This window comes from Paenibacillus oryzisoli, from assembly GCF_001653565.1.
Taxonomy (GTDB): Bacteria; Bacillota; Bacilli; order Paenibacillales; family NBRC-103111; genus Paenibacillus_E; species Paenibacillus_E oryzisoli.
Genome location: NZ_LYPB01000047.1, coordinates 68138 through 94660 on the forward strand (window position 1 = coordinate 68138; position 26523 = coordinate 94660).

The window sequence follows — 26523 nt, forward strand, 5'->3', positions numbered from 1 at the left end:
ATAGACTTATTATAGATACCGTCAAAAGTATGGTAAATCCTAATATTTTGATCATCATATCAATATTATGCTAAATATGGAGGGAAACATGAGAATCAACCATTTTATTGCACAGCCCCGGTTTAAGCGATTCGTATGTTATCCTGAGTCATTCGGACATTACTACAATGACCCCTCTCATAGCGAGAACAGGGGAATCGGGCAATTCAGGTCATATAATTGGCACATTGTCCGTAGTGGTACAGGTTATTTAAAAATTGGTGACGATACCATAACTCTCCATGCTGGATCCGGTTTTCTTTATGGTCCTGGTGTCGAACAGATCTATTATGCGGATAGTGAGAATCCTTGGGATATTCGATGGGTACATTTTCAAGGCGAAGGAATTGACGAGATACTGCACGGCAAAGGGGGGCAAGAGGTTTGGACGTTTTCTTGGAGAGATGCGGAAAGATTAGACGATCTTTGGAGTGATTTACTCTTGTATGGTCCTTCTCTAGAAATAGGCGAGGTCCGCCTGTCGGCGCTGCTCTACGAAATGATAGCTGAGCTTGCAAACCATGCAGGGAACTCACAAGTGATGTCGGGTAACGGAAAGCGAAACACTATCATTGCTGCCTCGGAATGGATCCGATTGCACAGCGAGGAGTTCCTCACACTGGAACTGATGGCGGCGAGGGCTGGCTACAGCGTCTCCCACTTCAGTAGACAATTCCATCTACTCATCGGTCAAACACCGATCGAGTTCTTGACCGATTGCCGCATTCTGCAATCAAAAATATTGTTGGTGTCCACCGAACTGACTGTTAAGGATGTATCGGAGAAGGTCGGCTTCTCAAGTAGTGCCTATTATATCCAACGGTTCCGCAAATCCGAGAACATGACGCCGGAACAGTTTCGACGGTTAAGAAGGGGATAAATTGGATTGGGGAGTGGTGCACACTGGAAACGAACTGATCATGATCCACATTCCGGATCAGCACCCAGTGGTACACCACCCGCAACCTCAATGATTTACTATGATTCCTCGAGGCACAATTTGATCCATGGTGAGGGCAATCTCCCTGTGTCGTATCGTAATATCACGCTTCTCACCTGGGAGCAAGTCGAAATACTCGTCACTCAACTGAATCGTTTCGTCCAACCCAAAATGTACGCCATGCGCATAGGTTTCACTTGAAACCGTGCAGCGAATCTGCCCAGCTCCACAGGCTTGGATGTTGGACACGCTTACTTGTGGATGCGGTAAAATGCGCTCGCGAAACACTTCGTTGTGTATCACTGCTGGGATTATTTCACTTGATTCACTTAGCGCTCTGACGAAAATACACGCCTCGTTCGGAGGATACGTCGGTGTTGCCCACTGCAAAACGACTTCTCGCGAGAAGGGAGCGAGTTCAACTTCTACCTCAGTTGCTTGCCTCCCGCTTCCATTATAGTAGGCAAAGCCGTATTCTAGGACTTCTCGAATAGTTGAGTTAGTTTCATTTATCGCCGTGAGCTGTGTCACCCCACCCTGTTCGCGCAAAATCAGCTTAACCGGTGCTAACGCCCGTTTTACAAAATAATAAGAGATTTTACGGGTTAGGTAATAATCAATGATCGACCAGCCTACCTCACCCCAACAATCATTGTACATCCAGAACAAGGCCCCGGAACAAAACAATTTAGACCGTATAGCCTCAAGTGAATACTCTAGCATGACACCCTGACATATGCCCGCGTATAGCAAATAATCGTCGGTACTCAATTGTTCGGTCGCCACATAATGCTTGTTAATTCCGGCGAGTACCGCATCCCTTTCGAAAAAATTCGTATGAAGCTGCCATAACTTGCTCTTGTGATCAAGCGGTACACCATTATGGTACATCTCCGTGGAACTTTTCCGGCAGGGTCCGATATACCCAAACTCCGAGACAAACTTAGCGCTCACCTTGTCATATTCCTCGGGTGTAATTCGCTTATCCATATCGGCATGCATCATGCAATCATTCCAATGATGCGTGTCGCCCGATTGGTTGCCATTCGGATGGGCCCCCCCGTATGGCGAGCTATTCCAATAGGGAATAGCCGGGCAGTTCTGCTGGACAAGGCGTGGCGCGATGTCATTGTAACAGAGGGCTCCCCCATAGAAATCGGCAGCTTGTGTCTCATTCCACCATTCCTCAAAACCCCAATGATTCTCATTGTTGCCGCACCAAAGCGCAAGGGAACAGTGATTGCGAAGCCGACGAGTTTGATAATCGATCTCCCGCTCTACTTCGTCCCGAAACCAAGCTAAGTGATCTGGATATTTCGCACAGGCGAACATGAAATCTTGCCAAATGAGAATCCCGTACTGGTCACATTTCTCGTAGAAGATATCCCTCTCATAAATGCCCCCGCCCCACACACGCAGCATATTGAAATTGGCCTCTTTCGCTTCACGCAGCAGCACTTCATAGGTGTCATCCGTGACCCGCGCATAAATAGCATCCGCAGGAACCCAGTTTCCTCCTTTACTAAAGACAGACACGCCGTTAATTTCAAAAGTGAACGAACGTTCATCCTGATGCTCTGGGATTTTATCCATGTTCAAGTGCAATGTCCGTATCCCATATGAAAAGGAAGGGTATTCCACTACCTGCGTTGTCGTCTGGAGCGTTGCCTGAACGGTATACATTGGCTGATCGCCCATTCCATTGGGCCACCATAACTTAGGGTCAGGCACTTCCATCAGCATTGCGATATAGTTCAGCCCAGAACGAAGACAACAATCTTTGTGAATAAGCTGCACTACCTTGCCCTGATATAGCAGTTCCAGATTTAGCTCTGTTTCTAAGGTTTGAAAAGGATGCAGATTCTCTAACTCTACTTGAAACTGTAAATGTGCCGTTTGGCTGACAGCATCCAAGCTTGTAGTTGTGACATGAATGTCGCGAATTTGGAAACTTTGGAGGAATTCCATACTCACTTCACCCATGATCCCGCACGTCACAACGCGCGGTCCCCAATCCCAGCCAAATACGTATTGCGGTTTTCTCAGCATGCCACGGCGATGGTCACCTCTATGCCCAATCTGCTCATTCTTATACACCACTTTAGCCTCACGGATTAGCGCAAGATCGCTTTCCGAATAGAGCTCCAATCCCGAAGTAACGCGCACAAAGAGTTGATTAGCTCCTTGCTGCAACTTCCCTTTCACATCACACGCAAATGGATAAAAAGCACTGCGATGATGGCCCAGATGAGCATCATTCAACCAGATATCTGCTTCTACATCCAAGGATTCGAATCGAAGAATAATTTGGTCTGCCTGCAGTTGATCATCCGTTAAGATCAAAGTCTTCTTAAACCACCACGAGCGTTCCTCGATCCATTCACTCGCAAAGCACTGATCCGCAACGAGCGGCTCCATGATAATCCCTTCCGCTATGAGCGGCATATGCACATCACAGGGCAAATCGGACTGCAGCCAATTCTGCCTTTTATGCTTAACTTGAAAGTAATCGGCAGCCTGACGATAAAGCGGCTCCCACGTTAGTTGCCAATCTTCGTTTAGTTGAAGTTTCATTGTATTCCCCATATGCTCCCGTTTATTCATGCTGTATGGCATCCATCACCATTTGAAAAATAAGGAGATCCTGCAAGTAATCCTCTGGTGTCGTCTTGGGTGGCATCCCCTTCGAAACGACTTCGTGGAAATATTCCAACTCATACACATAAGCGTCCTTGTAGGTCGGCCGAACAGTAGATTGATCGAAGCTGTCTCCAATGGTCTCACTAATCTGCAGCGTCGTTGGCAACTGTCTAATATATGGCGTATCGTATTGGACAAGGATAGATTTATTCTCCCCAAACACCTCGATATGCCCATCAAATCTGCCTTGTTGATCAACACCGGTCTCAAAGGTCACGTTAAAACCTTCATATTCAAAGATTGCATTCTTGAATCTGCCCCCCAGCCATGAGGAGGCTGCTTTAACCCGGATCGGCAAGCCAATCAACTCTCTCATCGCCGAAATATCATGACTGTTGAGTCCCAGCAACAAGCCATAGGCGCCATACATCTCATCTGGCACATCGCCAATCGCCTCTCTCATTAGTCTGGCGTTCCGCTCTTTGCGATCCTGCATAGCTTCAGCCGGGATATCATTGAAACGATAAATAGGGCTGGATTGACGCGTGAAAAATTGATTGGGGCCAATGATATCCCGCACGCGTGCATATATAATCGGTCCCAGCGTCTTTACTTCTTCGAGAGCCCGCAGGTAGGCAGGAGCAAAACGTCGCATATAGCCTACCATGACATGTGCACCAGACGCGTCACGCGCCTGAATAATCGCATGAGCCTCACCTTGGGTAATGCACATGGGCTTCTCTACAAATACGTGTATGTTCTTGTTCAACGCTGCAATTGTACATTCCGTATGATATTCCATATTATTTAGTACAAAAACAGCATCAAGAGCAGACTGTTCCAACATATCAGACATGTGTAAATACATGTGTTTCACACGATATTTCTCACCAATCTTAGCTAACAGCTGGGGTGAAATATCACATATGGCTTCAATCTCATAAAGCTCAGACAGGGACTCCAGAATTGGCAAATGAACCATTTGCGCAACCTCACCTAAACCGATAATACCTACTTTTATCTTAGTCACCATGCAATCTCCTTTGTTGGTATGAAGTGCCTCCCCATAATGGGGAGGCTTTCCTTGTTCCTTTTACAATTGAAATACAACCGTTGGATCTGTGGAGATGTCTCTGACGATCTCTCTGTAAATGCCATTGTAAGTCATGCCAAAGGTATAAGAACCAGGCAATAATTCCTTGCTAACGCCTCCGCTTGTTGTAGCGCCAATCGTCTGCCAACTTCCTGCATAGTAGGTTGCCACACCACCGTCTAACAGATTCCCTTGGCTGTCCTTCAGCTGTAGAGTAACCTTGACCGTCTGAAATACGACTACGGGGTCTGTTCCTGTATGTTGTACGATTTCCTTATATCTTCCCCCATAAGTCATGCCAAAGGTATAGGAGCTAGGCAGTACCTCCTTGCTGACCTCGCCTCCGCTTGTATTGCCGATGTTCCGCCAGCCTCCTGCATAATACTTCACCGTACCACTATCGAGCGGATTCCCCAGACTATCCTTTAACTGTACCTTGGCTTTGACGGTCTGAAATACGACGACAGCGTCCGTTCCTGTATGTTGTACAATTTCCTTATACGTTCCCTCATACGTGATGCCAAAGGTATAGCTCTTATCCTGTAAAGATTTGCTTGCATTTCCCAAAGCATCCGTTATGCCAAAATCTTTCCATCCGCCGTCGTAGTATTTAACCACGCCGCCGTTTAGGGGATTGCCGGTACTGTCCTTGAGTTGAACCTTCACCGTTGAAGTGGCAAGATTGAAGCTTATGCTCTTGGCTGTCTCGCTGTTGCCCGCTACGTCGGTCGCACGGTATTGGAGCGTATACGCCCCCTGCTTATCGAAGGTAATCGCAGCTGTGTAAGGCGTCCATGTCGCGCCGTTATTCACGCTATAGACAACCTGGCTGACGCTAGACAAGTTATCAGAAGCGTTAAGCGTGACCGTAACAGGATTGATGTAAGTACCGCTCGGTCCGTCTGGCGCTGATGGGACAACGACCGCCGTTGTTGTCGGAACCGTACTGTCAATTTGGACAGTGACGGTTTGCGTCGCTTCTTGATTACCAGCGGAGTCCTTGCTGTAAAAATCCAGCGTGTGTGCACCTTCGTTCGCGATGGAGATCGTATTCCCAGCGATGTAAGCTCCATGATCCACGCTGTAGAACGTGCCTGCGACGCCACTTCCCGCGTCGCTCGCCGTCAAGTGAACAACCTGAGTCGTCGTCTGCCAGCCGGACGGTGCATCACTGACCGTAACGGGAGGCACATCATCGACGGTCAATGGTCTGATTTCAACATCATCGACATAAAAAGGATTGCCGGTACCGGGGATTTCCGTGTATAAAAACATGGTCGTATCGGTTACAACACCCGTTTCATTAATAATGAGACTCCCTTGAACTTGCTTCCATTCTGTAGCACTTAGGGCTGGACTGATGAACATAATATACTGTGTAATCATAGGATTACCGTCTACCTTATATTGCAAACCGATCCTAATCGTCTCAGTTGTGGTAGAACCAGATGCTAGTTTCGCCCAAGTTGAATAGTAATAGGGTTTACCCTTTACAAGTGGGACAGGAAATTTAACACCTCCGTATCGGTCTGTCTTCGTCAATAGTAAGGACTGCTGGCCCGAATGATGTTCCGTCGAAGTCAGCGAAGGCAAGGCCTGATAAGCGTAATTAGGAGGGGCTAACGTACTGCCTTCCATGCCAGGATCTACAATTAGGTTTGTGCCTTTTACCACGTTCGTCGGTGCTGTTACCGTAACCGTTGTAATGGCCGCAATACCCGAATCATCCGAGGTTGCTTTAATTTGGGTTGTGCCCGTCCCCACGGCTGTAACCGTCCCATTGGCATCGACTGCCGCTACAACCGGATTCAAGGATTCCCATTTGATGAGCTTATTGGTCGCATTGGCCGGTGTTACCGTCGGGACAAGGATTTGCTGAGTGCCGAGCGGCAAACTGAGCGAAGTTGGTGTTAGCGACACCCCTGTAACGGCTATCGTATTATTTACGGTGATGAGCACAGATGCAACTTTACCGCCATCTACCGTCATTGCCGTTATGGTTGCCGTACCCAAGCTTGCACCATACACCATGCCGTTCATATCTACGGTCGCTACGCTTGGATTGCTCGAACGCCAGATTACCTCTTTATTGCTGGCATTCACTGGTGTGAAGCCAGGAACCAATGCTTTGGTTTTACCAACACCTACCGTCATTGAAGTCGCACCAAAACTTATATGCGATGGATGAACCCAAGCTGAACTTCCGGAATCTGTTACTGGCTTAACCCCAACGTCATCGACATAGTAAACACCACCTGGATTGTTAATCTCCGTATAGAGATACATCAGAACATTCGTTACGACTCCTGATTCCTGAATCGTGTAAGTACCTTCGATCTGTGTCCATTCTCCCGCTTTCAGACCAGAGCTTGTGAAAATAATGAGTTGCTTGGGAGGACCACCGTCCAAGTTATATTGGATTCCCACTCTTAAAAATTCATTGGTCGTCGTGCCTGCTGCCAACTTGGCCCAAGCTGAGTACGTATACGGCTTGCCTTTTTCCACATTCACTGGGAAACTAATACTGCCGTAACGCGTCGATTTCGTGATCTTGACGGACTGATGACCGCTATGTGATTGTGTTGTATCCTTGGCAGCAGTCGCATTCTGCAACCTATATTGTGAAGTTGTACTTCCTTCAAATCCCGGATCTTCAATGAGATTATCTCCTTTTAGTGCAACAGTTGGCGTAATTTCCAATTGAACGGAATCCAGGCTGAAGGCTCCAGAAGCCGTCGTAGGCACCACTTGGAGCTGTTTGATAGTTCCCGTCCAAGCTGCTAAGCTTGACGTATCAAACACATACTCGCGATAAACGGAATCATTTGCGAGAATATAGGAAGAGATCATTTTCGCCTCATTCCAACTGGTATCCCCGGTCGTCGTAAAATAAATCTTCGCCTCTTCGCCGCTTGTCATATTGCTCATTTTGACTCGAATCCGCCTAATATCAGAAGCCGCAATATCCAAAGCGTCCGGTGAAAGAATAGCAGGCTGCACACTTCCGGAAATCCCGTTTGAAGTTCCGCTGAATACACCATTCGCCACGACGGGATTCGTGATTTGGCTGTTAGCCGTCCATCCGCTACTCGTCGAAAAATCCCAAGTAATCGCTGTTGGATACACACTCACTGTTTGCGCAGTGGCATCCCACTTCGCAACTGCGCCAAATGCTTGGCGAAGATAGCTGAGCGGCACCATCACCGTTCCGTTCGCAAGCTTAACAGGCGCATGCTCTAATGTAATTGCCTGATTTCCCTTATAAGCGATGCTATCGCCAACCTTTACTTTATAGACGACGTTATCTTTCACAGCCAACAGAGTATTCGTCGCAGGGTCCCATTCTGGCTTTGCGCCTATTTGCAAGTAAGTCTCTTTCATAGGAACCATGACGATGCCATCCTGCATGAGTGCTGGTTGGCTGAACGGTTTATACGTACCGTCTACATAAGTCCGAATACCCGGCTGCGGGGAATAAATTGTTCGAATGTAATCAATACTGATCGGTCCTACAGCCGAAATTGGATCGATCCGCATTTGCCTGATTGTCCCCGTCCAGTTCTTGTTCCTCCACGCCTCAATCATGTATTCCGTATAACCACTATCCAATGGATTTACAAAGTAGCCGACAGCTTTAGCCTCATTCCAGGTTCCATCTGTCTCCGTCGTAAAGAAGAAGCGGCCGTCAATATCATTCGCACTGTTCTTCATTCGAATGACAATATAAGGAATGTCCTCTGCCTTAATCCCAAGGTGATCAGCAGAACGTATGCCGGGATCGGTATTGTTCGTTACCCCCGAGAAGGTGCCGTCCTGTACGGTCACGCCGACAATCTGCTTCTCAACCGTCCAGCCCTCCGCATCGCCCGGCGTATTGAATTCCCACATGTTCCCGTAGACATTGGTCATCACGGGCTGAGGTTGGTTTAAATTAGGAACCACTCTCCCCGCAGGATATAGGGTATTGATCCGCTCCTTCTGAGCCTGCGTTGGCACGCTGTCCGTATGCGGTTCACTGCTTCCAAACACATTGCGAATCCCATCCACATAACCGAAACCTGCTAGCCCCGCAGGCATGATGAAGTGACCTTCTCCAAACTCATTCCAGTTATCTAGCATAACGAGCTTCTTACCAAGACTGCCCGTAGGAAGCGATGGCATAAAGCTATCCTTCGTCCACTGCGCCAAAGACTCGAATTCCGACGGCGTCGCATAATAACCGAAGTTCAGGCCCCAAGCCGTATCATCTCTGCCCATACTCAAACCGGGGATAATATCAATGGCGCCGGCATCCCTCTCCTGCGTCATTTTTAATTTCTGAAATTCCGGATGTCCGCCAAAGGAGCCCCAGGAATACGCATACACGCCATCAAAGCCAACAGCTTTGCGTTTCGCCAACTGCGAAGTGTCGGTCCCGTTATACACGTTCAGCAGGATAATACCTGGAATCCCCGCTTTGCTCACTTCTTCCCGTAAGTTATCCAGTTCCTTCTTCACATTCACATTGTCATCGCTGCCGTCGTTGCGTTTAAAAGCATTTACTAGCTCTTCATAATTGTAGATGGTGAAAACAGGTTTTCCGTCGATCTTCATATAACGCGGATCTTTAAAATAATATTCAATCCAGTACGGAATCAGATTCGTCCGGAAATCTTCAGCATCCTTGACCTTGGAATTGAGGTTTTCGAACATAATTGCGAATTGGGTTGAATCGCTATACGCGCCATTATAATAACCGTTATCCAAAGCATGGGATAAATACGAATCTTTAATCGGCATGCGATCCGTATCTCCGCCAAGCGGTCTAAACCAACAGGACATCTGGAAATCGATCCCGTGCTCTTCCAGCCATTTCGACTCCCAATCCGCCGTTTCCGGGTTACCTTCATCATAAAAACCAAGAAGAGGTGTCCGATCCGGGTACGGTTGAATCATATCCCAACCCAGATGATGGCCTTCTCGCCACATCGGACAGCTTTGAACGCCCACTTTCGGAGCGCCCTCGATCTTACTGACCGCAACAGGAGCCGGTACATAGTCAGCCGGGAGGGGCAACATTTTATACAAGAGAATATCGTCGAGCCACATCTCTCCCCGATATGAGGCGGCTGTTGTAAATTTGATACTGTCAACAGCGGTCGCGCCTGAAGCGAGAGCTACACCTTGCGTATCAAGCTTATCATTGATATAGATATCCGCTGTAGCCGTCGCCCAGTTCACCTTGATCTGAATGTGCGTCCAAAGATTCGCTAGATACGCGTATTCCAACGGAACAGTTTGCCCGCTTCCGTTGACATAAGCCAATTTATCGCCCGCTGTCGTTAATTTAATGACGCTCGTCGTGCCACTCCTTAACTCAGCTTCCAATCCATCCGACTTCTGTTTGTAAAGAACCTTGAAGTCGTAAGTAAAATTATCCGCCATTGGTGATATCGCTTTAGACAGACTCATACTGCCGGTGCTACTAGCCGCGTTCAGCTTCATGCTGTTAATATCCGGCTGCGGGGAACTAAGCATACTGCCGACGGTGATTGCGCCGCCTGACGTAACCGTAGTCCAATCCTGTGGAATCGCGCCACCATTAATGACCGAAATCAGCCTCTCATTAACGGCGTACCCTTTATAAATTTTCAAAGGGCCAAAGTAGAATTCCCCCATGGAGGCATCGCCTGTTTTCACTTGAAACTGATTCAGATTTGTTACGGCATTTTTGAAGGATGCACCGTTCGCCTTCATCACGCCATTGATATACACATCTGTCGTATGCGTGTTCAGGTTGATAACGAGCTTGATGCCATATTCACTGTTTGCCGTATAGGTTTGCAGGGGAAGAACGGTGTTGGCGCCAGTCTCCAGACTAAGCGTATTGTTTTGCGTAATTAAGCTGACGCCTACAACCTCATTGCTGAGCAACTGCCATTTCAAACCGTCTATGATGGACAATGGCTTAATTCGAAATTCCATAGTCAAACTGCCTGCGCTTTGAGAAACAAATTTCTTATTCATAGAAACGGGCAGCACCGTGCTCGTATCGCTGATTTTGAAATTCGTATTGTACAGGGAGACCAAAGCACCTCCTGCAGCGCGAACATCCCACCCGGATGGCTGACTATTCCCTGGTGTCAAGGCTGATAAGAACGAGAAATCCTCATCCATGACATACCCAACTTCCGGAGTTGCTCCTTCCGCACGAGCATGCGGTGGCTCAAATATAGTTATGAAAGCGCATACAATTAAGGCTGTAACGATCATGCTTAAGAGCTTTTTAATCATTATTAAACGCCCTTCCCGATTGGTTTTATTGGTTTCTTGTCAACAATGACCCTGCCTAGGTGCAGCAGTGTCATTGTTGTCACAAGAACATGTCGTTAGTTAGTTATTTTCCTGCCTTCCAAGCATCATATTGCTTCTGGATCTCAGCTATCACTTTGTCGATGCCAGCGTCAACCAATTTCTTCTTCGTGTCCTCAACATACTTCGGATAATCCGGCATAGATCCGGTCGTAAAGATTGGATTCGCTTCTTTATTCACGGCATTGATTTGTGCGATCTCCGTTTTCACCGGCTCGTTATTAAAGACAAATCCGAGCAGACCCGATGCTTTGCCGTTATCGTTTGTTTTCTTCATCGCTTCTAACGCTTTCGTTGAATTCCAGTTGGAATCCCACTGATCCCAAAGCGGTCCAAGCCAGTTGTGCCAAATCGCCCATGTTTGTTCAGCACCACTCTTAGCTTCGATCGTTGGATTAGCATCTTTAACCGTTCCCGATTTAACTATGTAATTCTTACCTTCAACGCCATAAGCAAGTGTATTCAATAAGTACTTATCACTCCAAATATAATCGAGCAGCATCATCGCTCTTTCTGGATTCTTCGACGTTGCACTAATCGCCGTCGCAGCTGCCGTCATGGATGCAGTTGAAATGGTCGGTTGTGAGCTAAACGTTTCAACCGTTGGGAATCCGTAGGTGCTTGTCGATTTCGACCCATCCTCCGTATAACCACCTGAATCGCGCAGCACGGCATATTTCCCGGATTTCGCTTCAGCTAAATAATCTGTTTTGATCGCTGCATCCTTTGCAATGTAGCCTTTTTTATAGAAATCATTCATGATTCTATAATTTTCATAATTTTGTGGGATATCCAGCGTCTTGACGAATTTACCGTCCTTCTCGCTATAAGAAATCCCACCTACAACGGTTGTATAATCGGGTAATCCTACGCCAGAGGTCGCTCCATTGGCCGTTGCAATAACTGGAATCATGTTCGGCTCATTTTCCTTAATCGTTTTCAAGAATGGCTCTAAGTCAGCAAGGCTCTTGACGTTCTTATAATCGAATTTATACTTTTCAACTAAATCTTTCTTAAATACATAAGCAGATGCCGGACTGTACGGGGTCTGTGCAGGAATCGCCATGATCTTCCCTTTGTAAGTAACAGCTTTCCAAGCGCGAGGATCTACTTTCTTCAAAATATTTTGACCATACTTCTGCAATAAGTCATCGAGGGGCATAAAAGCACCCTTTTGCACATTCGCATTCAAGTTATTGGACGAATTGGACGTAAATACGAGATCATAAGGCTCGCCGGCAGCGGATTTCAGCTTGATCTTATCTTCCCAGCCCGCATTATCAATTAAGTTAAATTTTACATTGGCATTCAATTTTTCCTTGATCAGTTTATTCGCTGCCGCTTCAACCGCTTCCTGATCCTTCATATTGTCGATCGGTTTGGGCATATACCAGCTAATCTCCACAAAATCTTTCGTCGGACTCGTACTCGCTGCTGCGCTTGCAGCTGGACTTGCAGCTGGGCTAGTGCTTTCACTCTTTTTTTCAGTTGTACTACAGCCGCTAATCACAATCGTTGTTGCAAGCAAGACGGATGTTCCTGGTACGATCCATGTTGAAGCTTTCGTTTTTTGACCTTTCACGTGGATTGCCTCCCTTATATTGTCTTTATATAATTTACAGACGCAGCGTGGTTTTCCTGCATCTAGAAACTATCAACCTTTTACCGAACCTACCGTTAGCCCCTGTACGAAGTACTTTTGAAAAAGCGGGAAAACAAGCAGCATCGGTCCTGCAGCCAAAATACACATCGCCATGCGAGCAGTTAATGAAGGTACTTGCATACCTGGTTTCACAAGTCCATACTGAATGGCTTCAGCCGAATTTAAGTACTCCATATTTTTCAGAACACGAATAAGTAAATATTGCAGTTTCATTAAATTGTTCTGATCCATGTAGAGCAAGGTCAGCCACCAGTCATTCCAGTATTGGAGTGCGAAGAACAGACCCAACGTCGCCAATGCTGGTTTGGTTATTTGGAGAACAATCTGCGTAAATATTCGCAGCTCGCCTGCGCCGTCCATTTTAGCTGACTCAATAATCGCATCCGGTATCGTCTGCAAGAATCCTTTCATGAGGAGCACGAACCAACCGCTTATCAGATAGGGCAAAATGAGTGCCAAGATATTGTTGCGTAGTCCCAACCATTTCACCATCAGAATATAAGATGGAACCATCCCCCCATGGAAGAGCATTGTGAAGAAGATGAAAAAAGCAAGGAACGTACGGTAGGAATAATCTTTGCGCGAAATAGCGTATGCGTAGGTGGTGGTCACCCACATCCCAACTAATGACCCCACGATCGTCGTACCAATAGTAACTAGATATGAATTTAACAAAACAGTTGGCTCACGCAGGATTACCTTATAGGCATCTAACGTAAAATTCTTGGGGATCATGGAGTAGCCAAATTTGATAATGTCATTTTCCGTTTGAAATGAGGTGCCGATAATGACAAGGAAAGGAAACACACACACCGCACACAACAGAATAAATGAGATATGAATCACTAATTTCCCTATGGTCAGTGTAGGTCTTAACCGAATTGCTTTGTAAGAATTCATAGTCGATGCTCCTTAGAAAAGTGAATTTTCAGGATTAATCCGTCTTACGATCGTATTGGTTAACAGAACCAGGCAAAACCCGACGATCGATTGAAAGAAGCCTGCTGCCGATGCCATTCCGATATCGCCCATATCAATTAATGAGCGGTACACAAACGTATCAATGACGTCCGTCGTCTCATAGATCAAGGATGAATTCAATGTGACATTGTAGAATAAACCGAAATCGCTATAGCAAATACTTCCGATCTGCAGGATAACTAACATCGTAATCATCGGCTTAATCATTGGAATTGAGATGGAGAACGCCTGCCTTAATTTGCTTGCGCCATCAATTTTGGCTGCGTCATAATACTCGGCATCAATCCCCATCAGAGCGGCGTAATAGATAACAGATCCATACCCAAGTCCCTTCCAAACTGCAGCAGCCACTAATATATATGGCCAATATTGCGGCTCACTGTACCAGAGAATGGGTTCTTTGCCCACGGAAATCAAGAGGCTATTAATGACACCATGCTCCATATCAAACAGTGCCCGGAAGGCAAAACCAGCGACTACCCATGAAATAAAGTAAGGAATAAACAAGATGGTTTGATACACTTTTACGAATCTGCGACTTAACTCAAATAGCAATAGGGCAATAACGATGGAGAGGAACGTCCCCAAAACAATGAAAACCATGTTATACAGGAGCGTATTGCGTAGAACCCTGTACAGCACATTGCCATTGAATAAGAATCCGAAATTGTCGAGCCCGACCCAAGGGCTATTCCAAATCCCAAGATTGTACTTATAATTCTTAAAAGGAAGGAGCAATCCGTAAAGCGGCACATAATTAAAGAGTAAAATCAAGAGAAATCCTGGCAAAGCCAGTAAGGTTACTCCGAAATTTTTCTTGAAAATTCTTACCATCCATCCAACACATCCTAGCTTTGTAATTTTGACTGCCATCTTGGTCGATACCCCAACTTTAGGGGATGCCCCAGGGAATGTATATTATAAACTAGGTATTTTCCTCCAAAAATGTGTAGCTTCGCTGGCTTTCCATGGGGATAGAAACCTTCAAATCAAGTGTTTTCCTTTAACCTCAGTAAATACGGAAGAAAACCTTCTTGGAATCGCCAACAAAAGCGGTTGATATTGTATACTACTCCTAAAGAAATCAGGTAGAGGAGCCTTTACATGCCCAAAGTGCCAACACCCTATCGGTATATGATCGATGAATTTCTAACGCCAACCTTTCATTTCAGCATCTCCGAATATGAGGTAAGCCGATTTCACGATGTGCATGGCCATGAATTTTTTGAGATGGAGATTATTCTATCTGGAAAAGGAACCCAAATCTTAAACGGTGAGTCGTCCCAACTCGTCCCAGGCTCCATTTACCTATTAACCCCTGTTGATTTCCATACCATTATTCCTGATCGGGGTTACCCGCTTCGATTAATTAATTTAAAATTTACAGAAGCGTGGCTCGATGAGGATCTGCGACTCTTCCTCTTTAGTCAGCCAAACCGCTTGTCCATTCGCTGTGAGGGTGAGCAATTGGTATACATAGAGGGGGAATGCCGCCGATTGTTGGCAGAAAGCATGGCTCCCAGAATCGGCCAAAAACAAGCAATCCGCGCCACGTTGGATAGATTGCTTGTCGATCTGCTGCGTATGATTCCGAATGTTCCCCAGACGACCATAGAGACTTCATCCAGCGATGTGTCTGAACGAAGTAAGCTGCGCAAAGCCTTGAACTATATCGATTTCCATTTCCGTGAACCCCTTACACTGAAACAAGCAGCCGCCCACACATCGTGGAGCCCGAACTATTTCAGCGAAAAGTTCAGTACCATCATCGGTCAGTCGTTTCAACAATATGTCCAGGAGCATCGGCTTCAATATGCCCATAGGTTGCTGCATAATTCCTCCTTACCTGTTACGGAGATCGCGCTGGCTTCTGGCTTTAATTCTTTACCTTATTTTATTCGTTGTTTTAAAAGCAAGTATGGGGTGTCTCCGCGTGCTGGGCGGCGGGTTCTGTGAGGTAGTTTTCGACGACGGTGGGCCCATCTTGCGCACATGATTTGTATGACAAAAAAAAGAAAGCTTGATTTCTCAAGCTTTCAGCAACGGGACAAAAGCTTGGAAATACAGCCAGTGCCCGTAATCGTTCGGATGATTGATATTGTTCAGGAGCAGACTTCCCGGCGATTTGCCAGCAGCCAGTTCCTGCTCCCACACCGCTGTGACGTCGGCTACGCCGACACCGTATTCCCGGCCCAGCCTGCGGATGATTTCCGCATACCTGCCAGTCCATCCACTGGCATACCACCATTTCGGATTCGGCCAGCAAGGCGTCACGAGCACAAGATCACTGCTGTCCAACTTCTGGACGGCTTCAATCATTTGACGTAGATTACTTTCAAAATCCGCCGGAGATACGCCCACCCCTTCACCATATTTGTTCTGATCGTTCATGCCGAAACCAATAATTACGAGATCAGGGTTCAAAGCAATGACATCGCGCTGTATGCGATTGATTCCATCTCTGCTCGATTCACCGCCGACTGATTTGTTCAGCAGGCGGATTCGGCTGTGCGGATACTCGTCATTGAGAAGTTGATGAACTCGATTGAAGTACATAAACTTCTCTTCGCTCGCCTCCCCACCTGCACTAATACTGTCCCCAAAGACAACGATCGAACACTCCTCGCCAGTTCGCAACTTGGAAAGCCAGCGCTCCACTCCTGCTAGTTTCCCGCTATCGCGGACAACAAAACCCTCCGTTAAGGGAACGCTATCACACACATAATCCCCATACACGGTAAATTCACGATTGCTGCAATTTTTGAAGGCTGTATGATCAAACTCTGTTTGGCCGTATAATTCGTGATGGGACCAATCCGGGATCCCACTTTGCTTCGTCCGACGAATGACACCGCGATCATAATCGACGACATAGTCTATGCCCTCTGTGTACATGATATTGTCCGGATGACTCTCATCCGTATGACTCCGCAATACCAACCTCTGCTTGGCCGAAGGACGGTATCGGATAGACACGTTCTCTTCTTGCTCAAAAATAAATGCTTCCGCAGTCTGCCGACGACTCTCTGGATTCATGGGCATGCAACTCCTTCAATAAGTAAAATCATATTCACTTGAGATCAACTTGAGCCAGATTATCGGATTAAATTGATGCTCTAAGTCTTCCTCATGACCACTCATATTACATTTTAACTTTAGGTGATACTTACGGCAAAGTATATTACACATTCGGCATTTTCCTTCAAAATAAGTCATATCCGATAATCGTGCAAGTATTCTGAACATACGGCAAGTTTTATCCGTGCCTCCCTTTTACAATGAGTCCATTGGCACTTAATTGAAGGAGGTTTTTAAATGACAAAAGAACTATGCCTTGACGGTCAATGGAAACTTGTTTATTTTCCGCAAGGAGAATGGCAGGTCCACCATCCAGATGAATTGAACAGCTTAGATTTGCCTTGTATTAACGCTCAAGTACCAGGGAATGTCGAGCTCGACTTGGTAAGGAGCGGCCTGCTTCCTGAGCCCTTCTTGGGAACGAATATCAATGAACTCCGCCCTTACGAGCTCTATGAGTGGTGGTACAGCTTAACGTTCACCGCTCCGCCGACGATGGCGGGCAAGCGAACCAAACTGGTGTTTCAAGGGGTTGACTGCTGCGCAACTTACTGGTTGAACGGCGAAGAACTTGGCTCCAGCGACAATATGTTCATTGAGGTGAGTCTCGAAACAACAGATTCGCTCCTACACGATGGTGAGAATACGCTATTTGTACGGTTGCGTTCGCCAATTATCGAGGCAGGGCAGCGCAGCACCGATGCGATTTGCTATGCACAGATCCCCAATGGCGAGCAGCTATTCGTCCGCAAGGCCGCTCATAGCTTCGGATGGGATATTATGCCCCGTGCAGTGTCGGCGGGCATTTGGAGATCCGTATCGTTGGTCGCATGCGAGGAGCATGCCCTGACAGACCTATACTTCTATACCCTATCTGTGGATAAAAGTCTCTCAAGGGCCGAAATCGGATTATATTACCGAGTGGCCACAGATCCTGCCTATTTTTATCATGGATTGGAGATACGTGTGAGCGGCAGATCAGGAGCTTCTCACTTTCAGCTGAGTAGGCCTGTCTTATTCAACGTCGGCTCCCTGACCGTATCCATCGAGAATCCCCTGCTCTGGTGGCCAAATGGATACGGAGAAGCTCCTCTCTATGAGGTTACCACCGAACTGATTCATCAAGGACGTGTACTCGCATCACGTACAGAGCGGATCGGCATTCGTCATGTTCAATTGATTCGCACAGAAACAACCACGGTTGAATCGGGCGGCGAATTCCTATTTAAAATCAACCATACCCCAATCATGTGCAAAGGTTCAAATTGGGTGCCGATGGATGCATTTCATAGCCGAGACGCCAGTCGCTACGAGAAGGCTCTCCAGCTATTCTCTGAAACAGGCTGTAACATCGTCCGCTGCTGGGGAGGCAATGTCTATGAGGATCATGCTTTTTTTGACTTCTGCGACCGTCATGGCTTGATGGTCTGGCAGGACTTTGCCATGGCCTGCGCTGTCTATCCACAGACGCCCGAGTTCAGCGAGTCCATGCGACTTGAAGCAAGCGCTGTTGTCCGCAAATTACGGAACCACGCTTCGCTTGTCCTATGGTGCGGGGATAATGAATGCGACGAGGCTTATGGGTGGTATGGGTTGCCTGATCCTAATGTGAATTCCATTACCCGTAACCTGCTTCCGCAAGTGATTCAGCTCCATGATCCTCACCGTGCTTATTTGCCAAGTTCTCCCTATCTGTCACCTGAGGTTATCCGATCAGGCAACATGAACCTGGCTCCTGAACGGCATCTTTGGGGGCCGCGGGATTATTATAAAAGTTCCTATTATAAGACGAGTAATGACCATTTTATATCTGAAATTGGCTATCACGGCTGTCCGAATCTAGCGTCAATTCAGAAATTCATCGAATCCGATCATCTATGGCCATTTAACAGTAAGGATGAGCAATGGGTCGCCCACGCAACGGCAATTAGCGGCTATGAAGGACATAACGCGACACGGATCCAATTAATGGCGAATCAAATTAAAGAGCTGTTTGGGGCTATTCCTGAATCCCTGGAAGACTTCATACTTGCTTCGCAAATTTCCCAAGCTGAGGCGAAGAAGTTTTTTATCGAAACGGCTCGGCTTAAAAAATGGCGGAAAACAGGCATTATCTGGTGGAATATGATTGACGGGTGGCCACAATTCTCCGACGCTGTCGTCGATTATTACTATAGTAAGAAGTTAGCTTTTCATTACATTCAAAGAAGCCAAGTCCCTGTCTGCATTATGATCGATGAGCCTGCGAGTTGGCATGTTCGAGTAGCTGCAGGCAATGATTCCAGAGAATCCGCTGCTGGAACATATCGTATTTGGGATGGCGATACGAATGAAACGCTTATGGAGGGAAGCTTCACGGTCGAGGCTAACGGAACTACCGAACTAGGGAAAATTCCGATTTCTCATGCCAAGCAGCAATTGTTTCTAATTCAATGGAACCTTAATGGACGAACCTATGGCAATCACTACCTGCTTGGTTTCCCAGCCCTCTCATTGGAAGCTTATAAAGGCTGGCTGCCGCAAATTGCTGCTATTACCAACCAATTTCAAGCCGATGAAATCGGTCGATAGGAGAGTTCCACGATGGAGAAAATGATTGTGGAAAACCACATGGGGCAGCTTGTAACGCGTTATCCTGATTTAGAAATATGTACGCCTGACATTATTGCGGCATTTCAATTATGTGCGGGGACATTCCATACCGGTGGGAAAATGCTGCTTTGCGGCAATGGGGGGAGCGCCTCGGATTGTGATCATATAGTCGGTGAGCTGATGAAGGGCTTTCTGTCCAAAAGGCCTGTTCCCATATCATTTCGGGACTCGTTAGTCAAAGAATGGCACGCACAAGAGGGAGCCTATTTAGCAGACCATCTGCAGCAAGCGCTCCCCGCTATCTCCTTAACTAATCACGCTGCCTTGATAACTGCCTTTGCCAATGATGTAGAACCGGAGATGATCTTCGCCCAACAAGTGTATGGCTACGGGAAACAGGGGGATATCCTTCTGGCCCTCTCCACTTCCGGGAATTCCACTAACGTCCTCCGTGCCGTTCAAACCGCAAGAGCGATAGGCATGCATACCGTCGGATTAACTGGAAAACAAGGTGGCCGCCTAAATGAGCTATGCGACGTGACAATAGCAGTGCCTTGGGAGCATACACCAGACATTCAAGAGCGCCATCTGCCGGTTTATCATGTCTTATGCACCATGTTGGAAAAGGAGTTTTTCGGATCATGACAATTCTAGCTGGCATCGATATTGGAGGAACGAAGTGTGCCGTTACGATTGGGAAACGGATTGAACATAATGAGATTACCCTAGTTGAAAAAGTTCAATTTCCTACTCCCCGAGATCCGTATGAAACCATCACGAAGATGATTTCTGTCCTAGATCAATTATTGCTTGAACAAGGGAGTACACTCGCAGCAGTTGGCATCAGCTGTGGAGGGCCACTGGACAGCAAACGAGGGATCATTCACTCACCCCCGAATTTGCCCGGGTGGGATCACATCCCTATTGTTAGCATAATGAAGGAACACTTCGGTGTCCTCGTTGGTTTGCAGAACGATGCGAATGCCTGCGCATTGGCAGAATGGCGTTGGGGTGCTGGCGTTGGAACCCGGAATATGATATTCCTTACTTTTGGCACAGGTATGGGCGCCGGTCTTATTCTGGACGGTAAATTATACACGGGGACTAATGATATGGCCGGTGAGATTGGTCATATGAGGCTAGAGCCCACAGGACCCATTGGTTACGGCAAAGCGGGTTCTTTCGAAGGGTACTGCAGCGGAGGCGGCATCGTCCAATTAGGACGATTGAAAGCTGAGGAGGGCTTGGCAATGGGACAGCCTCCTAGCTATTGCCGATTCGAAGCGCAACTGGCATCGCTTACAGCTCAGGGAATAGCGGAGGCCGCACAAGCAGGGGACCTTGCAGCATTACAGGTGTTTCAAACGGTAGGGGTCCAGCTTGGACGAGGACTATCTGTCCTGGTAGACCTGCTTAACCCCGAGTTGATCGTCATTGGCAGCATTTATGCCAGACAGCGCGACCTCCTCGAAGCTATCACACTTGAGGAGCTTCACAGAGAAGCGCTCCCACATGCTCATCGTGAATGCCGCGTAGTCCCTGCCGGATTAGGCGATCATGTTGGTGATTACGCCAGTCTTTCTGTTGCCGCTTATCAGGTGATATGACACCCATTTGCTTTACTTTGTAATCAAATTAGTCAAATTCCTTTGCAGGGCATATTCCTTCGGTGTGACTTTGTATTTCTTTTTGAACATGCTGAAAAAGTAGGTCTCATTCAAGATTCCGACCTTTTCAGCAATTTCATACACGCTAAGGTTATCATGGATAAGTAGTTCTGCCGCTTTGGCTAACCTATACTCGTTGATGTAATCAGGAATCGAGATATGGGTTGCTTCCTTATATGTTTTGCTTAAATTTCTAGTGGATATCTTCATAATCGACGAAATGGAAGTCAAGCTCAAGGAAGGGTCTTGATACTGGTTATGAATATATTCCGTGACGGCATCCACCAAAAAGTAGTTTAGTTTCGTGGTATTTCCCTCGAAATCTTTTTTGAACGAATCTTGCAGGGCACCTACAATGATCCGATGAATCTCAGCAATCGTCTCCTTCTCCATGATATTGCGAGAGATCGAAGAGATATGCAAAGATGGCGCAGCTGTCACTTTCATTTCTTCCAACGTCTCTATGACCGCATCCACAAGTCTTATGATGGAGACCAGTGCATTGTGATAATTGAGCGTGCCCACCTCTTCAAAAATGGTCCCCAAAACCTCCTCGATCGCAACAATGTTGGTCGATTTCATCGCTTTAACAAGCCGTTCTTCATCATTTTTGGCATATCCTGTTTTTTTGCTTTCCACATTTCTCTTAACCGTTTCGTAAGTAATGACAGAGGAATGCCCGAGTAATAAACGATACATCGCCTGATCGAGAGTCTTATTATACATGCCATTTAATTCTTGCATGTGACTCGTCTTTTCACTAATCGATGCCGTAAAAGAGACCTTAAAAAAACGAGAAACATTCTCATGCGCTTCTTGAATAAGCGAGTGGATATGGGATTGAAACTGCTCCTCTTCTTCCGGTACGCTCACAATCAATACGACATGATCGTCCTTCATATCAAGACCTTCGTTAGGGTAACTTCTAGAAATAATTTCAGAAGCAATATTAATCATAGCAAAACGAATCGTATCCTTATCCTTGGCATGAAACGCTTGCTGAAATTCCTTATAGTTATCAATTTTCAATATACATATGGCATAAGAACTATCCAGAACTAAAGAAATTCTCATCTCCTTAAAAATGCTTTCTAATTCTGACCTGCCCATCGGTGAACTCTCCGTAAGCAGCCTGCTTAACCAATAGTGCTTCATGACATCTTGGTACTGCATCTTTTCCTTATCATAATGATCGAGCATTTCCATGGATTGTCTGTACACGGTATTCAAATAAGAGAATTCATCAACGACCTCGTCTTTGTCCGATCTACGTATCCGATCCAACATAATCGAATTCACCAGTTTCCCCACTGGCCCATATATTTTCCGGGAAATACCGATGGAAATCACAATCGCCATGACAAGAAAAATGAGCGTGATGATGATAATACTATTTCTTAAACTGTTGATATAGGTATAGATTTCAAGTACAGGCTGCGTTTTTAACAGCGTCAGCCCTGTATTGTCGACACTGGTGTAAGTAACTAAATATTTCGTTCCGTCATGCTTGGTTTGAAAAAAACCATCTCGATCTCCCTGTGGATGTGCTGTTTTATACGCTACAAAGTCTGTTTTCAACCACTTCTTGATCGCAGGGTCATCTTTACCATCAGTTAAGTACTCGCCAGCCTGATCCACAATAAATACGTTATCGCCCTTTTGTTTATCGATCATATTGATTTGATTAATATTCTCCAGTAACCATTCCGGTTTAACGTTAATAACGACAACGCCGTCCGGCTTATCCCCACTTACCGTAGCTTCGTATATGAAATAAGAGAATACATACTCAGACTCGGTTACCCCGTTTACTAATTTTTTGATATCACGGAATATCGGTTTCAACTTAGGCAGTGCTCCATCCGAATTGATAAAGTCGTAGAGCATCTGATCTTTAAAAAACAAAGGAAAACCCGTACTATAGGATTGATTCAAATTCCGATTATAAATACCCATCGAGTGAATATAAGGAATAGCTGAAGTGACAGAGCTCACGACTTTAGACATGTGACCTGATACCTCAATCATATCTTCCTTTTTCGCATACATGATGGCGGTTACATCACTGTTCAAGTAAAGAAATTTGGATAAATTAGAAATGGTTTGATCCATAAATGACATATTAAATTTAACCTGATACAGTATTTTTTGATTGGCTGCATATTCGTTTTTGACCAACAGATTTTGAGAATTAATATAAATGACCGTTGAAAGAACAACAACAAGAATTAAAATCGCTATGCTAATCCAAAGAACTATCTTTATAAAATAGGCTTTAGCCCCTAAAAATGATTTTATATTCATGCCTTCATATTCTCCTTTGTTCGAAGTGAAAGAGACTAGCATGCAGTTGTCCCTTCGTGCCACCGGAATTTATGTAGGGTGTCATCTCAATGTAATTGGTTTACGTTAGCATGTATACTTTAATATAAGTCCTTTCCTATAAAATTGGTACTATTTAAGTTTAGTCATGATCTTTTAACCACAGCATTCCTTTTTTATCCAATTTTCGGTATAATGGAATTCGTTTACATATGGATGAAAGAGGTGTATTGGCATGCTCAACAAGTCAGATAAAACTTACAAAAATCGCCCCGTTCTATTCTCGCTATTCCTCGGCATTGTGCTGACTTTACTCATTTCTGTAGCATCAGCTGTAGCTACTGTGCGAGGCTTGGGAGAAACAGGTATGATGGTTGCCCAAGGATGCGCATTCCTTGTCATGGCGATGGCTGTTACCTTGTATATGCGAAGGAAAGACAGAACGATGGCCATCTATGGATTCAAGCGACTGACAGGAGCCAATACTAAGGATGCGTTGTATTATGTTCCGCTCGGTATCATTGTTTTAGTTCAACCTGTGATTGGCGGATTCAATAGCGAACTATCCTTAGGCAAGGTTGTCTTGATTGTCCTGTTTTCACTTGTGGTCGGGTATACCGAAGAGTCTATCTTCCGAGGGATCATTTGGGAAAAATTAAAGGATAGAGGTTCTCTGTTTTACATCCTCTTTTCCTCTATCTTTTTTGGTATCCTACATATGGCCAATGCCCTAAATGGTCATGATTTGTTGTCGATTGCGCTCCAGATCATAAACGCGTTTCTCATTGGACTCATTTTAGCGTTACTAATTGTCCTTACGGCTCGTATTCTTCCGTTAATCATTTTCCATTTTATGTTCGATGCGCTGGCTCAGTTGACGAATGCAACCACAACAGCGAACGAAATATTTGTAGTTGCTGTACTAAATATCTGCTACTTGCTCTATGGCGCTTATTTAGTTGTTAGGCTAACACGCAAACGCCGAATGCGTACAATTCAGAATAGACCTTCCCTATAAAAAGCTGCCTAACAAGCAGGGATTCCCTACTTGTTAGGCAGCTTTTTTTCATGCAGCGAACTATACTTCCTCATCCCTTTTTATAGGGTACGGGGGATACGGTGGGTAGGGCGGATAGTATGGCGGGTATGGATAAGGGTATTGATAATAAGGCGGATACTGATAATACGGTTGCGTCGCCGCACCATATAACAATGGCGCTACTACCCAAGGCAACACATTGTTGAAGCCGCCGCCGTGCGGATACCACCCGGGGCCGTGACCAATGCCCGGGCCTCCGGGGAAATGTCCTGGACCTCCGATGCCGCCAATACCTCCTGGGCCTCCAGGAAAATGACCGGGACCTCCAGGTCCACCGATACCTCCGATGCCTCCTGGGCCGTGTCCAATACCGCCAGGTCCACCGATGCCTCCAGGTCCATGGCCAATACCGCCGCCATGCCCTCCGAGCGGTGGACGAAATTCTTGATCTTCACGCTTCGTCATATCGGAATCACTCACAATCCTCTGTATAGTTTGATTTCTTACTATACTGTATGTGTGCGATAGCCTACTCGGTGAATGAAAGCCCAAAAAATGGGCGGGGTTATTTTTTGTTAATACTAGCTTTTTCATCTTCTTTCATTTGCTCGTATTGTTCCTTGTACCTATCCGTGATAGAAGTATCATAACCGTTTTCACTTAGCTTTGATTTCGTGTCATTGTTAAGTTGAGCAAATTGATTATCATATTGCTCAACTTTCGCGAGTCCTTCCAGGATCAAACTTGGATCTGGATTTGCTTTATATTGATCATATAGTGCTTGTAATGCAGCTTTTGCTTCTGCTTTTAGTTGATCCATTTTTGCTTCAGCATCAGCTCTAATCGAAGCTTCAGATGCTTTGATGGTGGATCCGCCACCGCCTCCACCACCAACCCCGCCACCAATTGGCGGCGTTACAACAGGCTTCGTCTCCGGTAATTTCACTTCAGGCTTCTTATCTTCCTTCGTGTCGGCAGACACCGTATAAGTTTCCGGATTCCAGTTAATCGTTTTCCCGACAGACTCCGAGAAGAATCGGATCGGAACAAACAAACTGCCATCCACAATATACCCTGGTAATTCATCGGCCGGGCTCTTTTTTACACCATCAAAAACATAATTAATCTTCTCTTTATACACCTTCAAATTGCTTGGAGCCAATTTCGATTTATCGAACTTCTCATTACTTTTCGAGTAAACCTGCGTATTCAATTTATACTCACTGATATTGATTTTATCTGTTGCCTGAGGCTCTGCAATCGTTACCGTGTAGGTAGTTGGGTCCCAGTTGACCGCTTTATCTAGTGAGTAAGAAATGAATCGAATAGGGACATAAGTCGTGCCTTCATAAATAAAACCTTGCTGACCCTCTGGAGGAGCGTATTCCTTCCCATCAAACGTAAAATGCATCGGAACCTGATACACATTCACATCCAATGGTGCTTGTGCTGCTGATGCTTGCGCAGTAATCCCCATCATAACCGCTAATGATAAACCTGTAATTACTTTCAGTCGTTGACTTGCTTTCACTTCCTGAACACCTCTTCTATGTATTATTGGGAGGAAACCACTTTCTGTACAGCTGCAATTTCGGCTGCGCTAAACTTCGTATAGGCAATTTTCTTCAGCTCCGCCTTCTTCTCAGGCGTCAATCCGCCGCTAGCCATTTGCCTAAGCTTGTTAAGTTCAGATGCCGAGAATCGGCTCATTACGAACTTAACTGCCTCATGCTTATTATCAAATTGAAGAGTTTCCTTCTTCTCTGTTGCAGTCGACTTCTTCGGTTCATTTCCCGTAGTTGCCTCTTGCCCCTGTGCGGTATTCACGTTGCTTACCTGACCAGCCGTATCCTTAGGCATAACGCTTTCATTCGACTTATCATCAGAGGCAGACTTCGATGTCTCAACACTCCGTGTACCAGCAGGAGGAATTTCAATTGTATCTGCAATAGCAGGCAAATCCATGGACGCCAACCATTCCTGGCTTGTCCCACTATCCATAACAAGTTGTTGGGCTAATTTGTCAGCAATCACATTCATCGCGTAGCTATAAGCCGTATATCCGCCTACTCCTAGCATACCTAGCACAATGACTGTCAGTATGAGTCTCTTTCTCAT

17 protein-coding genes are annotated in these 26523 nt (G+C 45.9%); 6 read left to right on the plus strand and 11 right to left on the minus strand.

Going from position 1 to position 26523, the window contains the following annotated elements; translation table 11 throughout:
• The first annotated feature begins 88 nt into the window (after nt 1-88).
• Entirely contained in the window at nt 89-919 is an 831-nt protein-coding gene (locus A8708_RS04450) for a helix-turn-helix transcriptional regulator (RefSeq protein WP_068662314.1), read from the plus strand.
• Between the two features lie 87 nt (nt 920-1006).
• Here A8708_RS04450 and A8708_RS04455 read toward each other — a convergent pair whose 3' ends face one another.
• The 6 genes from A8708_RS04455 to A8708_RS04480 all read right to left on the minus strand — a co-directional run bounded on the left by A8708_RS04455 (nt 1007) and on the right by A8708_RS04480 (nt 14541).
• Nucleotides 1007-3583: a glycoside hydrolase family 2 protein gene (locus A8708_RS04455; protein WP_167355849.1), complete on the minus strand. Its 2577-nt coding sequence runs from the start codon at nt 3581-3583 to the stop codon at nt 1007-1009.
• On the minus strand, nt 3576-4652 hold the full coding sequence (locus A8708_RS04460) for a Gfo/Idh/MocA family protein (protein WP_068662315.1): 1077 nt from the start codon (nt 4650-4652) through the stop codon (nt 3576-3578). The genes A8708_RS04455 and A8708_RS04460 overlap by 8 nt, the downstream gene beginning before the upstream one ends.
• Nucleotides 4653-4712: 60 nt before the next feature.
• On the minus strand, nt 4713-10964 hold the full coding sequence (locus tag A8708_RS04465) for an OmpL47-type beta-barrel domain-containing protein (protein ID WP_204787462.1): 6252 nt from the start codon (nt 10962-10964) through the stop codon (nt 4713-4715).
• A 124-nt stretch (nt 10965-11088) separates the two neighbouring features.
• Nucleotides 11089-12645 (minus strand): ABC transporter substrate-binding protein, encoded by a 1557-nt coding sequence (locus tag A8708_RS04470; RefSeq protein WP_068662317.1) that lies wholly within the window; start codon nt 12643-12645, stop codon nt 11089-11091.
• 72 nt (nt 12646-12717) lie between these two features.
• Nucleotides 12718-13626 carry a carbohydrate ABC transporter permease gene (locus tag A8708_RS04475; protein ID WP_068662318.1) on the minus strand — a complete coding sequence of 303 codons (909 nt, stop codon included), beginning with the start codon at nt 13624-13626 and terminating at the stop codon, nt 12718-12720.
• Nucleotides 13627-13638: 12 nt separating this feature from the next.
• Entirely contained in the window at nt 13639-14541 is a 903-nt protein-coding gene (locus tag A8708_RS04480; protein WP_068662386.1) for an ABC transporter permease, read from the minus strand.
• 270 nt (nt 14542-14811) lie between these two features.
• Between A8708_RS04480 and A8708_RS04485 the strand changes: the two genes are divergently transcribed.
• Nucleotides 14812-15663: an AraC family transcriptional regulator gene (locus A8708_RS04485; protein WP_068662319.1), complete on the plus strand. Its 852-nt coding sequence runs from the start codon at nt 14812-14814 to the stop codon at nt 15661-15663.
• 72 nt (nt 15664-15735) lie between these two features.
• Here the strand turns inward: A8708_RS04485 and A8708_RS04490 are convergent, their stop codons facing one another.
• Complete coding sequence (locus A8708_RS04490; protein WP_068662320.1) at nt 15736-16743, minus strand: SGNH/GDSL hydrolase family protein; 1008 nt, start codon at nt 16741-16743, stop codon at nt 15736-15738.
• A gap of 279 nt (nt 16744-17022) precedes the next feature.
• On the opposite strand from A8708_RS04490, the gene A8708_RS04495 reads away from it, so the two are divergent.
• Genes A8708_RS04495 through A8708_RS04505 form a run of 3 tightly spaced genes read left to right on the plus strand, consistent with a single transcriptional unit; the run spans nt 17023 to nt 20984 of the window.
• Entirely contained in the window at nt 17023-19356 is a 2334-nt protein-coding gene (locus A8708_RS04495; RefSeq protein WP_068662321.1) for a glycoside hydrolase family 2 protein, read from the plus strand.
• A gap of 12 nt (nt 19357-19368) precedes the next feature.
• The gene (locus A8708_RS04500) at nt 19369-20022 is read left to right on the plus strand and encodes a D-sedoheptulose-7-phosphate isomerase (RefSeq protein ID WP_068662322.1); all 654 of its coding nucleotides are present in this window, start codon (nt 19369-19371) and stop codon (nt 20020-20022) included.
• Nucleotides 20019-20984: an ROK family protein gene (locus tag A8708_RS04505; protein WP_068662323.1), complete on the plus strand. Its 966-nt coding sequence runs from the start codon at nt 20019-20021 to the stop codon at nt 20982-20984. Before A8708_RS04500 ends, A8708_RS04505 begins: the two co-directional genes overlap by 4 nt.
• A 12-nt stretch (nt 20985-20996) precedes the next feature.
• Here the strand turns inward: A8708_RS04505 and A8708_RS04510 are convergent, their stop codons facing one another.
• Nucleotides 20997-23348 carry an AraC family transcriptional regulator gene (locus A8708_RS04510; RefSeq protein ID WP_068662324.1) on the minus strand — a complete coding sequence of 784 codons (2352 nt, stop codon included), beginning with the start codon at nt 23346-23348 and terminating at the stop codon, nt 20997-20999.
• A 253-nt stretch (nt 23349-23601) separates the two neighbouring features.
• On the opposite strand from A8708_RS04510, the gene A8708_RS04515 reads away from it, so the two are divergent.
• On the plus strand, nt 23602-24384 hold the full coding sequence (locus A8708_RS04515) for a CPBP family intramembrane glutamic endopeptidase (protein WP_068662325.1): 783 nt from the start codon (nt 23602-23604) through the stop codon (nt 24382-24384).
• A gap of 60 nt (nt 24385-24444) precedes the next feature.
• Here A8708_RS04515 and A8708_RS35225 read toward each other — a convergent pair whose 3' ends face one another.
• The 3 genes from A8708_RS35225 to A8708_RS04530 all read right to left on the minus strand — a co-directional run bounded on the left by A8708_RS35225 (nt 24445) and on the right by A8708_RS04530 (nt 26523).
• Entirely contained in the window at nt 24445-24870 is a 426-nt protein-coding gene (locus tag A8708_RS35225; RefSeq protein WP_068662326.1) for a hypothetical protein, read from the minus strand.
• Nucleotides 24871-24970: 100 nt separating this feature from the next.
• Entirely contained in the window at nt 24971-25936 is a 966-nt protein-coding gene (locus A8708_RS04525) for a copper amine oxidase N-terminal domain-containing protein (RefSeq protein ID WP_068662327.1), read from the minus strand.
• 23 nt (nt 25937-25959) lie between these two features.
• Entirely contained in the window at nt 25960-26523 is a 564-nt protein-coding gene (locus A8708_RS04530; protein ID WP_068662328.1) for a hypothetical protein, read from the minus strand.